This is a genomic window from Bradyrhizobium sp. 142 (assembly GCF_023074015.1).
GTDB lineage: Bacteria > Pseudomonadota > Alphaproteobacteria > Rhizobiales > Xanthobacteraceae > Bradyrhizobium.
Genome location: NZ_JADPKQ010000293.1, coordinates 34,588 through 48,582, shown reverse-complemented (window position 1 = coordinate 48,582; position 13,995 = coordinate 34,588). Strand labels below are relative to the sequence as shown.

Below are 13,995 nucleotides of genomic sequence, written 5' to 3'. Positions count from 1 at the left end.
CCAAAGGATGCGCAGCGTCACCTCCAAAAAATGTGCACATCTGCCGCGCCGCTACAGCGTCGGCCTGGAGATCATGATATCATATTGAAATATCTACTTGATACGTAAATGTGCACATTTGGCATGGCGCTTGCTGCACGTTCGTTGCAAGCTTTACGCACAACAAACGGGAAATGCCAATGCACACCCCTTCCCGACGCAGCGTTTTGACATCCGGCGCGGCCTTGGCCGCGATCATCGCCGCCCCGGGGCGCCTGCGCGCCGCGCCCAGGGAGATCGTCATCGGCGGTCCCGCGGGCGCCGCGAAATATTTCAACGCCGATCTGTTTCCGGTGCTGGAGAAGAAGCTCGACTGCAAGGTGCTGTACGAGGGCACCAACTCGCTGACCAATCTCCAGAAGATGCAGGCCGACAAGGCCGCGCCGAAGATCTCGGTCGTCATCATGGACGATCCGGTGATGCTGCCAGCCGCTAGCGATGGCCTGATCACCAAGATGTCGGCCTCGTCGATCGCCAATCTCGGCAAGCTGGTCGACGGCTCGGTGCATCAGGACGGCCTGTGGGCGAATTATCAGCGGCCGTGGGCCGGCATTGCCTATTCGACCAAGCGCATGAAGACCGCGCCGGCAAAATGGGCCGATCTGTGGGACGCGAAATATGCCTCCAAGGTAATCGTGCCGTCGCTGTCGAACACCGAGGGCTTCTGGACGCTGCTCGCAGCCGCCCATATCGAGACCGGCAAGCCCTACAAGGAAGCGCAGTACGAGATCGATGCTGCCTTCAAGAAGGTGAAGGAGCTGAAGGCGAATCTGCTCAACGTCTATACCAACGCGCCGCAGGCCATCAATCTGATGGAGCAGGGCGAGGCCTGGATGATCGGCGGCCAGTTTTCCGCCTACACGCTGATCCGAAAAGCGGACGGCTCGCCGGTCGATCTCGCCGTGCCGCAGGATGGCGGCTTCGCCATGCCATCCGGCATCGCGAAGGTGAACGGCGCACCGGCCGGTGATCTCGCGGATGCCGTGATCGACTTCTTCCTGAGCCCGCAGGCGCAGACCATCCTCGCCGACAAGGCTTTTGTTGCGCCGACCAACAAGGGCACGCCGACGCCGGCGGGCTTTCCGGATCCCGCCTCGCTGTTCGCGCCGGACTGGGCGTTCGTCGCCAAGAACCGCGCCTCCTGGGTCGACCGCTGGAGCAAGGAGATGACATGAGCGAGGCCGCCCCGCATCTCGTCGTTCGCAGCGTCTCCAAAAAATACGGACCGACCACGGTTCTGGACCACATCGACCTGACCATCCGCCGCGGCGAGTTGGTGACGCTGCTCGGCCCTTCCGGCTGCGGCAAGACCACGTTGCTGCGCGCCATCGCAGGGCTGGCGCAGCCCGACACCGGCAAGGTCGAGCTTGCCGGGCGCGACATCACCAACGTGCCGCCGCACAAGCGCAATGTCGGCGTGGTGTTCCAGAGCTACGCGCTGTTTCCGCATCTCACCGTCGCCGGCAACGTCGCGTTCGGGCTGAAAGTGCGCGGCGCGGCCAAGCGCGAGATCGACGCCGCGGTCGAGCGTGCCTTGTTGCTGGTCAAGCTCGGCCATCTCGGCGGCCGACGCATCTCGGCGCTGTCCGGCGGGCAGCAGCAGCGCGTGGCGTTGGCGCGCGCGATCGCGGTCGAGCCAGATGTGCTGCTGTTCGACGAAGCGCTCTCCGCGCTGGATCGCAAGCTGCGCGAGGAAATGCAGGTCGAGCTGCGCCGCCTGCTCCAGGAGGTCAAGGCGACCGCGATCTTCGTGACGCACGACCAGGACGAGGCGCTGACCATGTCCGACCGCGTCGCGGTCATGAACAAGGGTCGGATCGAGCAGCTCGCGGAGCCGCGCGAGCTGTACTTGCGCCCGGCCAGCCTGTTCGCGCTCAACTTCGTCGGGCTCTCGACGCGGATTTCCGGAACCGTGCTTGCTGCCAATAACGGCAAGGTCGACGTCGAGACCAGGGTCGGCCGCCTGTCGGCGCTCGGCAATTTTCAGGCAGGCTCCTCCGTCATCGTCGCCGCGCGCCCCGAGCAGCTTCGGATCAGTGAGCAAGGCGAGGCGAACTCGGCGGCCGGCCGCGTCCGCTCTGTGGTGTTCCAGGGCTCGCGCACGCTGGTCGAAATCGACGCCGGCGCCGGCGAGAGCCTGCTTGCCGAACTTTCCGGGCGCGACGGCGCGCTTCCGCGCGTGCATGACGAGATCCGCCTGAGCTGGCCGGTCGCCGAGACCTTTGCGTTTCCGATGGAGGCGCAGGCATGACCGAGGCGGCACTTCCCGCGCCGATGGCGGCGCCCTTGGTCGATCGCGAGCGGGTCGCGGCAATCGGTCTTGTGCTGCCGTCGTTCCTGATCATCGCCGGCGTGTTCGCGCTGCCGCTGCTGCTGCTGCTCGGCGTCAGCATCGTCGATGCCAACGGGCTGACCTTCGCCCATTACAAACGCCTGCTCGGCACGCCCTATTATCTCGGCGTAATCTGGAATTCGCTGCGATTGGGGCTGCTGACCACGCTGATCGCTTTCCTGATCAGCTATCCCGCCGCCTTCGCGCTGGCGCGGGCACGTGGCGCCTTGCGCTCGCTGCTGCTGGCGACGCTGCTCCTGCCGCTCGCGGCCAGCGTCATCGTCAAGGCGTTCGCCTGGACCATCCTGCTGCGCAGCGACGGTATCGTCAACGAGACGCTGATCGCGCTCGGCGTCATCGAAGACCCGATTCGGATGATCTTCACCGAGACCGCGCTGATCGTCGGCGCCGTCAACATCTTCCTGCCCTTCATGATCCTGCCGATCTACGCGATCGTGGCCCAGCTCGATTCCCGCTACGCTGAAGCCGCCGCCACGCTCGGCGCCTCGCCGCTCGTGACGTTTGTTCGCGTAATCTTGCCGCTGACCCTGCCCGGGATCATCGCCGGCGTGGCGCTGGTGTTCTCGCTCTCGGTCTCCGCCTATGTGGTGCCGACGCTCCTGATCGGCGAAAAATATCCGACGGTCGCGACCGCGATCGCAAAAGCTTATCTTTTGGCGCGCGAGCCCGGCTTCGGCGCCGCGGCCGGCGTCGTGCTGCTCGCCATCGCCATCGCCGTCGTTACGCTGAGCGCGCGGATGTCGCGGGAGCCGAAGTGATGGCGCGGGCCGCAATCGTCGTCTGCTGGGTGATGGCCATCGCGCTGGCCCTGTTCCTGCTCGCGCCGTTGCTGGTGATCGCGGCCGCGAGCTTCTCGCCCACGCCGGTGTTCGACCTGCCACTGACCGGCGCATCGATGCGCTGGTACGGCAAGATCGGTCGGCTCGACGGCTTCTGGCCGTCGCTGCTGCTGTCACTTCAGATCGCACTGCTGTCGACCGCGATCTCGCTGGTCTGCGGCACCCTGGCGGCAATCGCCATTGCACGCGGAAAGCTGCCAGGCGCCGAAATTTTTGCCACCGCGCTGGTCTCGCCGCTGATGATGCCGGGCCTCGTGCTCGGCATCGCGCTGCTGCAAGGCTTTCGCGCGGTCGGGTTCACCGCGCCCTGGGCGACGCTGCTGGTCGCGCATCTCGTCATCACGCTGCCTTACGTCGCGCGCACCATGATCGCGGGGCTTTCGCGGTTCGACTTCACGCTGATCGAAGCTGCGCGCACGCTCGGCTGCACCTATCCCGGCAGCGTGCTGCGCGTGATGGTGCCGGCGTTGGCTCCGTCGTTCCTGATCGCCGGCATCTTCTCGTTCCTGGCGTCGTTCGACAATTATCCGGTGTCGATCTTCCTCGCCGACGTCCGCACCAAGACGCTGCCGATCCGCATGCTGCAATATATCGAGGAAGCGCCCGATCCGACGCTCGCGGCGCTGTCCACCCTGATCCTCGCCGGCACGGTGGTCCTGCTGTTCGTCAGTGACCGCGTCGTCGGCCTGCATCGCATGGCCGGAACCTCGGACTGATCCATGAGCGAACCAAAACATCACGTCTCACAGCGCGACTTTACCGGCTATCGCGGCAAGCCGCCGAACCCGCGCTGGCCGAACGGCGCGCGCATTGCGGTGTCGCTGGTGGTGAATTTCGAGGAGGGCTCGGAGTTCTCCGTCAACGACGGCGACGCGAACAACGAGGCGATCTATGAGGTCGTGCACCGGCTCGACGGCCCGGATTCCTGCATCGACAGCCATTTCGAATACGGCACGCGCGCCGCCTGGTGGCGGATCATGGACCTGTTCGACGCGTACGGCGTCAAGGTGACCGTCAGCTCCTGCGGCCGCGCGGTCGAACGCTCACCCGACCTCGCGCGCGATGCCATCGCCCGCGGCCACGAGGTCTCGGCCCATGGCTGGCGCTGGCAGAGCCACGCCGAGATGGACGAAGCCAGCGAGCGCAAGGTGATCGCCAGAACAGTGGCGGCGATCGAGCGCGCCACCGGGCAGCGCCCGGTCGGCTGGCACACGCGCTCGGCGACATCGCCGAACACGCGGCGCCTGCTGGTCGAGGATGGCGGCTTTCTCTACGACAGCGACGCTTACAACGACGACCTACCCTACTATTTGGACGTCGCTGACAAGCAGCACCTGATCTTGCCCTACGCCTTCGACACCAACGACATGCAGTATTACAACGCCTCACGCTTCAACGGCGCCGATTTCGCCGATTATGTCATCGACGCCTTCGAGTGGCTCAAGCGCGAGGGCGAGACGTCGCCGAAGATGATGTCGATCGGCCTGCACCTGCGCATGATCGGTCGCCCTGGCCGGATCGGCGCGCTGAACCGGATCTTGTCGCACATCACGGGAAGCGGCGCCGCGTGGATCGCGCCGCGCGCGGCGATCGCGCGGCACTGGATGACGGCGGGGCCGGCGGAGACGTGATCCTCGCCGATACCGTTAAGGTTGATCGGCGCTACCAGCCGCGATCGACGTTGCGCACCTCGCCCGTCCTGGCGTCCACGTCGACCTCGATCCAGCGGCCGGCGCGATCACGGCCTTCGATCTGCCATTCATCGCCGAGGAACTGGGTGTGCGAGACAGTCATGACGCCGATATCGGTGGCGACATCGAGCGCGGCCTGCATCGATATCTGGTCGCCCGTATCATAGGCCATCGCCGGCGCCGCCGATCCGAGGCCGATTGCGACAATGGCCGGCAAGATGAGTTTTCGCATGGACTGCTCCTGTCGAATGGTTTGACCGCTATGCCTTGAGAACGAGCGGCGTGGCGGAGCGTTCCGGGGGGTAGGGTCATGAAGCCGCGCAAATCCACGGCGGTTGCGGCGATTCAGTGGCGGTTCCCTATCTGAAACCGTCATTCCGGGGCGCCCGAACGGCGAGCCTGGAATCCATTTCGCCACACGTTCTGAGGTGAGGATGGATTCCGGGTTCGCGCCAGTGCGCGCCCCGGAATGACATTGGGAATTAAACCCCCGCTACCGAGGTCCACAGGTCCGCGAGCTTGCGACGCAACATCTGCATGCGTGTCAGCGGCGCGGGCGTCTCCTCGTCTTCAGGCAGACGCAGGCCGACGACGTTGACGCGGCCGCCGGAGATGCTGCGTGCGACGAGCACGATCGTGTCAAGCGCAAGCTCCGCCCCCTCCTTCGGCGCACGGTCGAGATGGACGTCGAAATAATCAGCCAGCGTCAGCTTGCCCTCGTCGTCACCAACCTGCACGCCGTAGATCTCGGCGAGCTCAGCAAGGGTGTGCTCGCCGGAAACCATGAAGTCGCCGAGCAGATGCGGATCTGGCACCGAGCTCGGCTGCATGTCGACGAAGAAGCGATCCAGCGACTCCGATTTTTCCGGCGGCGCCAGCAGATAGATGTAGTCGCCCGGCGCGATCGGGTCGGCTTCCGTGGGCGTCAGGATGCTCTCGTTGCGGATCACCAGCGTCGGCTTGGACCAGGACGGGATCAGCCCGCGGCGGAAGTACAGGCTCTTGGGCCGCACCGGATAGCCGACGAGCTGCTGCTCGAGCTGACCGGGCAGATCGAGCTCGACCCGGCGCGGACCGCGCTCGGCGCGCGGCAGCGCCACGTGCAGCTTGCGCGCCGCCGGCGCCAGCGTCCAGCCTTGCAGCAGGAGCGAGATGATGACCACGACGAAGGCGACGTCGAAATAGAGGTAGGCCTTCGACAGGCCCACCAGCATCGGGATCGACGCCAGGAAGATCGCGACCGCACCGCGCAGGCCGGTCCACGCGATGAATATCTTTTCGCGCCAGTTGAACCGGAACGGCGCGAGGCAAAGAAAAACCGCGATCGGCCGCGCAACCAGCATCAGGACCAAAGCGATCCCGACCGCCGGCAACACGCTGGCGCCGAGCCGGCTCGGCGAGACCAAGAGGCCGAGCAGGACGAACATCACGATCTGCGCCAGCCAGGTCGCCGCGTCCAGGAAGGCAACCACCGAATTATGCGCGCGCGTCGGCCGGTTGCCGATGACGATGCCGGCCAGATAGACCGCGAGGAAGCCGGAGGCATGCATGATCTGCGAACCGCCGAAGATGACGAGCGCGCCGGTAGTCACGAAGGGTGCATGCAGGCCCTGCGGCAGCGCCACCTGGTTGAGCGCGATCACGACCAGTCGCCCGCCGATGACGCCGACGATGGCGCCCAGCGCCGCCTCCTGGACGAACTCGATCAGCACGTGCCCCGCCGTGCTCGACCCCAGCGAGATATATTCGACCAGCATCAAGGTGAGGAAGATGGCGAAGGGGTCGTTGGTGCCGGATTCCGCCTCCAGGGTCGCACCGACGCGCGGGCGCAGGCGAAGACCCTGGGTATGCACCAGCAGGAACACTGCGGCCGCGTCCGTCGAGGCCACCACGGCGCCGATCAACAGCGACTCCGTCCAGTTGAGGTCGAGCGCATATTTCGCGAACGGCGCAGTGATCAGCGCGGTCAGGAGCACGCCGGCGGTCGCGAGCATCACGGAGGGCGCGAGCACGGTGCGGATGCTGGCAAAGCGTGTCCTTAAGCCGCCGTCGAACAGGATCAGCGCCAGCGCCACCGAGCCGACCAGATAGGTGGTGCGGACGTCGTCGAACTGCAGCTGCCCGGGACCGGACTCGCCGGCCAGCATGCCGATCACGAGAAAGACGAGCAGCAAGGGCGCGCCGAAGCGCAGCGCAAGCAGGCTTGACAGGATACCGGCCAACACCAGGACGGCGCCGAGCAATATGGCGAGGCTGACAGAATCGAGGGAGGCCATCCACCTTCCGGGTGCAAATCGCTGGAAAGGCATCCTTATCGTCGGCACACTCCCGCGCCAACCCATTTTCGCCCGCTCGCGGCAATCTGCGCGTATTTTGCGGTCTTAACTCGGATCGCATGCCGGTGTATCGATGGCTCGGCCGCGTGCTTTGTGGGATTCTACGGCGCCCTCGAATCAAATCTTCCCGCCCGCCTTCCGACGAGACCTCCCGATGGACATGGACCTCAAAGACTTCATGGAGTTCGTGCAGACCACCGCGCGCAGCGTCGGGGCGGAAATCTCTTCGCCGTGGTTCTACCTGCAATTCGGTCTCATTCTGGTCGCGGCCGGCATCGCCTATGCCGCCGAGGCCGGCGTTCGCAACCGCGTCGACATGACCTCGCTGGCGATGCGCTGGCCGCTGCCGCTCCGGCATTTCGTCCGCGTGATGGTCACGAGTGCCTCGACGGCAGTGTTCACCCTGCTCGTGATCGTCTCGCGCGTCGTGATGTATCACGCCACGTGGCCGAGCCGCAGCTATCTGCTGATGGTCGCCGCCAAGCTGGGGTTCGCCTGGCTCGCGATCCGGCTCTTGACCTCGGTGCTGCGCAACGCCTTCATCGTCAAGCTGGTGTCGATCACGGCATGGTTCGTTGCAGCCCTTTCCATCACCGGCCAGCTCGATGCGACGGTCGATTTGCTCGACTCCTATGCGATCGTGCTCGGCGGCCTGCGGCTGACGCCGCTTTTGGTGATCAAGGCCGGCGCGCTTCTGCTGTTCGCGCTCTGGCTCACCAACATCGCCAGCAATTTCGCCGAGAGCCGGATCAACTCGACCACCGATTTGACGCCGTCGGTGCAGGTGCTGCTGGTCAAGATCATCCGCATCGGGCTGCTCGCGGTCGCCATCGTGATCGCGCTCGGCTCGGTCGGCATCGACCTGTCGGCGCTCGCGGTGTTCTCCGGCGCGGTCGGCGTCGGCATCGGTATCGGCCTGCAGAAGATCGTCGCCAATTTCATCTCGGGCATCATCCTGCTCGCCGACAAATCGGTGAAGCCGGGCGACCTTGTCACCATCGGCGACAATACGGGGCGCATCAGCGCGATGAAGACGCGCTATATTTCCGTCGCCGCCGGGGACGGGCGCGAATTCCTGGTGCCGAACGAGGATCTGGTGACGCAGAAGGTCGTCAACTGGACCTATACCGACAAGAACACGCTGGTGAAGATCGCCTTCGGCACCAATTACGACGCCGATCCACGGCTGGTCTGCAAGCTCGCCGCCGAGACCGCCGCCGCCCATCCCCGCGCGCAGAAGGGCAAGCCGCCGAACAGCATTTTGACCGAGTTCGCGGAAGCCGGGATGAAGTTCTCGCTGACCTTCTGGATTGCCGATCCCGACGGCATGGACAGCGTCAAGAGCGACGTGATGCTGGCGCTGTGGGACGCCTTCAAGCGCGAGGGCATCCGGGTTCCCTATCCCGTCCGCGAAATCCGCATCCGCGGCGGCGCGCTGCCGGTCGAAACCACCGTAGAAGTCCCGAATTAAGCCAGCTTTCGGGCGCACGGCAGGCTTTGGCTTGCATGAAGGCCGGCAATCATTAAATTAGGACCCGAAATCAAGCCTTTCCGCCGACATCGAGATCAGCCCCGAGCCCGTAAAGACCCTATGATGAGCTACGTCGAAGCCTCCGATACCTCCCTGCGCAAGACCGGACAGATCAAGCTGCATGGGCCGAGTGCCTTTGCCGGGATGCGCAAGGCGGGTGCGCTGGTGTCGAAGTGCCTCGATGAGCTCACCGACATCGTCAAGCCCGGCGTGCCGACCGAGCGCATCGACGAATTCGTCCGCGAGTTCGCCTTCAGCCATGGCGCCTATCCGGCGACGCTGATGTATCGCGGCTATCGCTACTCGACCTGCACCTCGCTCAATCACGTGGTCTGCCACGGCATGCCCGGCGACCGCCCGCTCAAGGAAGGCGACATTGTCAACATCGACGTCACCTTTATCCTCGACGGCTGGTATGGCGATTCCAGCCGGATGTATGCGGTGGGTCCGATCGCACGCAAGGCCGAGCGGCTGATCGAGGTGACGTATGAAGCCATGATGCGCGGCATCGCAGCGGTGAAGCCCGGCGCCACCACCGGCGACATCGGCCACGCCATCCAGAGTTTCGTCGAGCCGCAAGGCATGAGCGTGGTGCGCGACTTCTGCGGCCATGGTCTCGGACGCATGTTCCACGACGAGCCGAACATCATCCATATCGGCCGGCCCGGCGAGGGCGTGCAGCTCAAGCCCGGAATGTTCTTCACCATCGAGCCGATGATCAATCTCGGCAAGCCACATGTAAAGATCCTGTCCGACGGCTGGACCGCGGTGACCCGCGACCGCTCGCTCTCGGCGCAGTTCGAGCACTCCGTCGGCGTCACCGCCACCGGTGTCGAGATTTTCACACTGTCGGAGCGGCACAGCGAGAAGCAGGTCGGGTGAACGTTTGGGGCGCCGGCTGCTGCCGCCGTAGCCAAATCAGTATAAGGCAGATTTGCCACCGCAATTGACGGTTGCAAAAGAACTGACCCGCGGCGACGCTGGCGGCCGATGCCCGCCAAAACCGACCACGACAAGAGCAAGCCTGAGTACGCGCCGCACTATCTCGGCCATCGCGAGCGGCTGCGCGAACGTTTCTACAGCGCGGGCGCGGATGCGCTCAGCGACTACGAGCTCTTGGAGATGGCGCTGTTTCCGGCGCTGCCCAGGCGCGACACCAAGCCGCTCGCGAAGATGCTGATCAAGACCTTTGGCTCGTTCGCCGAAGTCGTGCACGCGCCGGTGGCGCGGCTGCGTGAGGTCGAGGGCGTAGGCGAGGCCGCTATCAACCAGCTCAAGCTGATCGCAGCGGCAGCGCACCGCGTCGCCAAGGGCGAGGTGAACACCCGCAACGCGCTGTCGTCCTGGAACGAGGTGATCGACTATTGTCGCACCAGCATGGCGTTTGCCGACAAGGAGCAATTCCGCCTGCTGTTTCTCGACAAGCGCAACCAGCTGATCGCCGACGAGGTGCAACAGACCGGCACCGTCGACCACACCCCGGTCTACCCGCGCGAGGTGATCAAGCGCGCTCTGGAGTTATCCGCGACCGCGCTGATCCTGGTGCACAACCATCCCTCCGGCGATCCCTCGCCCTCGCAGGCCGACATCCAGATGACCAAGGCGATCATCGACATCGCCAAGCCGCTCGGCATCGCCGTGCACGACCACATCATCGTCCGCAGAAGCGGACATGCGAGTTTGCGCGGGATGCGGCTGATCTGACCCGCGGCCGAATTGCGCTTTTCGTGTTGTGTCGCTAGGAATTTGACACCGCGCCGACACTTTGAGTGAAGATGCATGCCACGGCTGTCTCATCTGGATCAAGCCGTCGTCCCTGAGGCTAAGATCGTGAGCTATCTGTTGAGCGTCCGTCATTCCGGCGGGCGCGCGAAAGCCCGATTCCTTGAGGGCTTCGGGTTTCGTGCCAAGGATTGGCGCATACTGCGTGACGCCTTAATCGCCCACGCGACAGCAAACGATACCGCTGCATTGCACCAAACCCGGTTCGGCACCAGATATGAGATCGACGGCCCGCTGCCGACGCCAGACGGTCGCAACCCGGTGGTTCGCGTGGTATGGTTTGTGGAGTCGCAGGAAACCGCCCCGCGCCTGGTGACGTTGGTGCCGAGAAGGATCGCTACCCCATGATCGATGAACTGGACCTCGTCGTCTTGAAGCGCGATTTGCCCGCGGAGCGACTGACCGCCGGTGATGTTGGCACCGTTGTCTTGGTGCATCAGCAAGATGCCGGCTATGAAATTGAGTTCACGACGCTATCGGGTGACACCGTTGCGGTCGTGACCCTTGATGCGGCCGATGTGCGACCGGTCGAGCCACGCGAGATCGTTCACGCGCGCGCGGTGAGCTGACTGCGGGTGCTGGGCGGCGAATTCTCGTCGGCTGCCATCACCCCATGCAGAAAATCCGGCTCCCGATGAAACCTGTAGTGCCCCGAAATGAACGGATGAATCCGGATCAGAACTTTATGCTGTTCCTTCGCGAAGCATTGGAAGCGTCCTGGGATCGACAAACTGATTACGGAGCCTCCGAAAAAGCTGGCAATCCCACGCTTGGTCAGTGCTATCCAACCTCGCGAGTGGAGCTATCGCCCAAAGTTGGTGACGGCTCTCGCGAGTGGTGCAGCACTACTATCCGGCAACTGAAATCATCAAGGGTAAAGTCTAGACGGGGGGGGAGAGAGAGAAGAGAGAGAGAGAGAGAAGAAATTCACTTTTGGAATGCTCTCCCTGCTGGCGATTGCTGGTATCACATTGACCTCAGCTGGCGGCAATTTCCCGCAGGCTCCGTGAGCCGAGACTTCGTTGTGCTCGATCATCAACGGTTAGATGACAGTGAGGTCACGCTCGAACGTTGTGCTCTTTTGTTGAAGCGCGTCGAGAGCTACTTGCGTAAGCTGCGTGCAACCGATCCTCGGCCAGATCCAAGCCCTTACCAGATCCAAGCCCTTAAATGACGCCTCGGTCGCAACTGGTGTCTCTTCTGTTTACCCGTCTCGGACCCAGGTTGACGAAACAGAATGTCGTGTTGAGCCTCAAGCCGACTTGAATTCGTGAACACCCGTGATCAACAAGCAGACTGCGAGAGGCTCCGTAACGTGGCGATTACAAACCGTCACGGCATATAGTCCCCTATTGACGTCCCCAGCGCCTTCTTCAACCGGAAAAACGAAAGTGTACTCAATCCGATAGCAGCGGTGGTCGTTTCATGCACAACCACCCCTCCGGCGATCCCTCTCCGTTGCAGGCCGACATCCAGATGACCAGGCGATCATCGACATCGCAAAGCCGCTGGGGATTGCCGTGCACGACCATATCATCGTCCGTCGAAGCGGGCATGCGAGTTTGCGCGGAATGCGGTTGATCTAGACATCTCCAACCAGGTGAAAGCAGACAATGAGCGACTGGCTGCATAATTTGCCGGTGCCCGGGATGGCGCTGGTGATCTTTGGCTTCACGTACCTGCTCGCGGCGGTGGTCTTCGCGGCCGTTGCCATGCTCGCGACGGGCGAGCGCGCAAAATCGCTCAAGACGATCTCGCCGGGCATGCTGCCGGTGCTCGGCATCATCTTCGGCCTGTTCGTTGCCTTCACTGCGGCGCAGGTCTGGGGTGACAGCGACCGCGCCGGCGCCGCGGTGAGCCGCGAGGCCAGCGCACTGCGCAGCGCCGTGCTGCTGGCTGCCGGCCTGCCGCCGGAGCAGGAGACCCGGCTACGCGGGCTCGTCAGGGACTATGTCGGGCAGGCCGTGACGGCGGAATGGCCGATGATGGCGCATCAGGAGGTGACGCTGAAGGCGACGCCGCCGGCGCTTGCCGAGGCATTGCATCTCGTCGTCGCGATGACGCCGCAAGGGCCGGGCCAGGAAACCATTCAGCGCGAGATCATCGTCACGCTGGAGCAGGCGCTGGATGCGCGACGGCAGCGGATCATCGTCAGCCTCGTCGCGGTAAACTCGGTAAAATGGCTGTGCCTGTACCTCCAGGCAGTCTGCGCCTTGGCGGTGATCGGCCTCGTTCATTGCGACAACCGCCTGGCATCGGCCATCGCAATGGGCCTGTTCGCGACCGGCGTCGCCACCTCGGTTCTCTTAATCGCCGCGCACGATCGGCCGTTTACGGGCCAGATATCCGTCTCTCCGGAGCCGCTGCGCCAGATCATGCCGGAGGAAGCAGCGCGACGAACGTGACCTCGGCGCCGTCGAGATAGCGCTGGCGCCGGTCAGTGACGGCTCAATAGCAATATCGCGGATTGACCCGGACGTAATAGCCATCCGGACGCTGCATGTAGCAGCCCTGCTGATAGGCATAATAGCCGGAGCGGCGGCGATCGCCTTCGGAGGCGATTGCGGCGCCGGTGCCGGCACCGACGACGGCGCCGATCGCGGCCCCGCGGCCGCCACCGAGCGCGCCACCCACAATGGCCCCGCCAACGCCGCCGAGGATCGCGCCGCCGATGGCGTCCTGCGCCACGGCGTCATGAACCGGCATCGCCATGGCAACGCTCAGGCACGCTGAAATTCCAAGACCTCGTCCAAGACCTCGAAGCATCCCAAGCCCTCCCTTATGGTGGTGTAAGTCATAGCGCCGGAGGCGGATTCGGGCCAGAACAATCGCGGGCCGCCGCCGATGACGTGCTTCACGCGACGGCGCCGCAGCCTCTGATCGAGGGCGGCCAAGTCCGCGTGCAACGCACACGCCCACAATATCATGTCAGGGATCGACCCAGCGCTGCACGGCCTCGGCGGTGTCGGCCGGCGTCGTGTTGAAGCAGATCGCGGCGTTCGGTGCCAGCCGATGGACGAGGTTGAGCACCTTCTCGAACAGCAGCAGGCGCTCCTTCGGTTCGCGCAGGCCCGCGCCGATCACGATGCAGTCGAAGCTCTCGTCGCGCAATGCTGCTGTCACGCCGGCTTCCGCAGTCTCGTCGAGATCGATCAGGCAGCTCGTGACTTCGTAGCCGAGATCGCGCAGGCGCAGCAGTTGCGCCTCGATATAGCCGCGCACGTGCTCCGGCGTGATCTGCGGGAATGCGCCATAATCCGCGTTGCCGGGCTCGATGCCGATCGCGAGGACGCGCCTGGCCATGCAGCTCTCCTTGCCAAACAACCTCCATAGCTAACGGATGGCTGGCCTTGCCGGTTCCCGGACATTGGCTCCAGCAGCTATGCTGATTTCCCGCTGAGCGTGTAAGCCATTTCACATGCGC

15 protein-coding genes and 1 pseudogene are annotated in these 13,995 nt (G+C 64.2%); 12 read left to right on the top strand and 4 right to left on the bottom strand.

The genetic code is table 11. The annotated features are described in order from the left end of the window. Nucleotides 1-179: 179 nt before the first annotated feature. From IVA82_RS25715 to IVA82_RS25695, 5 genes are read left to right on the top strand one after another with little or no spacing between them, the layout of a single operon-like run. A complete protein-coding gene (locus tag IVA82_RS25715; protein WP_247388240.1) occupies nucleotides 180-1,214 on the top strand; it encodes an extracellular solute-binding protein in 1,035 nt (344 codons plus the stop codon). Further along, the gene (locus tag IVA82_RS25710; protein WP_247388239.1) at nucleotides 1,211-2,290 is read left to right on the top strand and encodes an ABC transporter ATP-binding protein; all 1,080 of its coding nucleotides are present in this window, start codon (nucleotides 1,211-1,213) and stop codon (nucleotides 2,288-2,290) included. Before IVA82_RS25715 ends, IVA82_RS25710 begins: the two co-directional genes overlap by 4 nt. After that, nucleotides 2,287-3,150, top strand: coding sequence for an ABC transporter permease (locus tag IVA82_RS25705; protein ID WP_247388238.1), 864 nt, complete (start codon nucleotides 2,287-2,289; stop codon nucleotides 3,148-3,150). Before IVA82_RS25710 ends, IVA82_RS25705 begins: the two co-directional genes overlap by 4 nt. Then, entirely contained in the window at nucleotides 3,150-3,947 is a 798-nt protein-coding gene (locus IVA82_RS25700) for an ABC transporter permease subunit (RefSeq protein WP_247388237.1), read from the top strand. The genes IVA82_RS25705 and IVA82_RS25700 overlap by 1 nt, the downstream gene beginning before the upstream one ends. Before the next feature lie 3 nt (nucleotides 3,948-3,950). After that, a complete protein-coding gene (locus IVA82_RS25695) occupies nucleotides 3,951-4,862 on the top strand; it encodes a polysaccharide deacetylase family protein (RefSeq protein WP_247388235.1) in 912 nt (303 codons plus the stop codon). Between the two features lie 31 nt (nucleotides 4,863-4,893). Here the strand turns inward: IVA82_RS25695 and IVA82_RS25690 are convergent, their stop codons facing one another. Both IVA82_RS25690 and IVA82_RS25685 read right to left on the bottom strand, forming a co-directional pair. Next, nucleotides 4,894-5,154 (bottom strand): PepSY domain-containing protein, encoded by a 261-nt coding sequence (locus IVA82_RS25690; protein WP_247388234.1) that lies wholly within the window; start codon nucleotides 5,152-5,154, stop codon nucleotides 4,894-4,896. A 250-nt stretch (nucleotides 5,155-5,404) separates the two neighbouring features. Then, nucleotides 5,405-7,198 (bottom strand): potassium/proton antiporter, encoded by a 1,794-nt coding sequence (locus tag IVA82_RS25685; protein ID WP_247388233.1) that lies wholly within the window; start codon nucleotides 7,196-7,198, stop codon nucleotides 5,405-5,407. 214 nt (nucleotides 7,199-7,412) lie between these two features. Here IVA82_RS25685 and IVA82_RS25680 point away from each other — a divergent pair, with 214 nt between their 5' ends. The 7 genes and pseudogenes from IVA82_RS25680 (at nucleotide 7,413) to IVA82_RS25650 (ending at nucleotide 12,976) form a co-directional block, all read left to right on the top strand. Further along, a complete protein-coding gene (locus IVA82_RS25680) occupies nucleotides 7,413-8,729 on the top strand; it encodes a mechanosensitive ion channel domain-containing protein (protein ID WP_247388231.1) in 1,317 nt (438 codons plus the stop codon). 123 nt (nucleotides 8,730-8,852) lie between these two features. Further along, a complete protein-coding gene (gene map / locus IVA82_RS25675) occupies nucleotides 8,853-9,671 on the top strand; it encodes a type I methionyl aminopeptidase (RefSeq protein ID WP_247388230.1) in 819 nt (272 codons plus the stop codon). Between the two features lie 108 nt (nucleotides 9,672-9,779). Continuing rightward, nucleotides 9,780-10,493 (top strand): DNA repair protein RadC, encoded by a 714-nt coding sequence (radC, locus tag IVA82_RS25670; protein ID WP_247388228.1) that lies wholly within the window; start codon nucleotides 9,780-9,782, stop codon nucleotides 10,491-10,493. 75 nt (nucleotides 10,494-10,568) lie between these two features. After that, the gene (locus IVA82_RS25665) at nucleotides 10,569-10,919 is read left to right on the top strand and encodes a DUF6883 domain-containing protein (protein WP_249815400.1); all 351 of its coding nucleotides are present in this window, start codon (nucleotides 10,569-10,571) and stop codon (nucleotides 10,917-10,919) included. Beyond that, a complete protein-coding gene (locus IVA82_RS25660) occupies nucleotides 10,916-11,140 on the top strand; it encodes a DUF4926 domain-containing protein (protein ID WP_247388225.1) in 225 nt (74 codons plus the stop codon). The genes IVA82_RS25665 and IVA82_RS25660 overlap by 4 nt, the downstream gene beginning before the upstream one ends. 856 nt (nucleotides 11,141-11,996) lie before the next feature. After that, nucleotides 11,997-12,157 (top strand): annotated as a pseudogene (locus IVA82_RS25655) (JAB domain-containing protein); the annotation flags it as partial. A 27-nt stretch (nucleotides 12,158-12,184) separates the two neighbouring features. Next, nucleotides 12,185-12,976: a DUF4239 domain-containing protein gene (locus IVA82_RS25650; protein ID WP_247388224.1), complete on the top strand. Its 792-nt coding sequence runs from the start codon at nucleotides 12,185-12,187 to the stop codon at nucleotides 12,974-12,976. Nucleotides 12,977-13,019: 43 nt separating this feature from the next. Here IVA82_RS25650 and IVA82_RS25645 read toward each other — a convergent pair whose 3' ends face one another. Both IVA82_RS25645 and IVA82_RS25640 read right to left on the bottom strand, forming a co-directional pair. Next, nucleotides 13,020-13,337, bottom strand: a complete 318-nt coding sequence (locus IVA82_RS25645; RefSeq protein ID WP_247388223.1) for a glycine zipper domain-containing protein — start codon at nucleotides 13,335-13,337, stop codon at nucleotides 13,020-13,022. Nucleotides 13,338-13,499: 162 nt separating this feature from the next. Next, on the bottom strand, nucleotides 13,500-13,874 hold the full coding sequence (locus IVA82_RS25640; protein ID WP_247388221.1) for a hypothetical protein: 375 nt from the start codon (nucleotides 13,872-13,874) through the stop codon (nucleotides 13,500-13,502). Nucleotides 13,875-13,995: the final 121 nt, after the last annotated feature.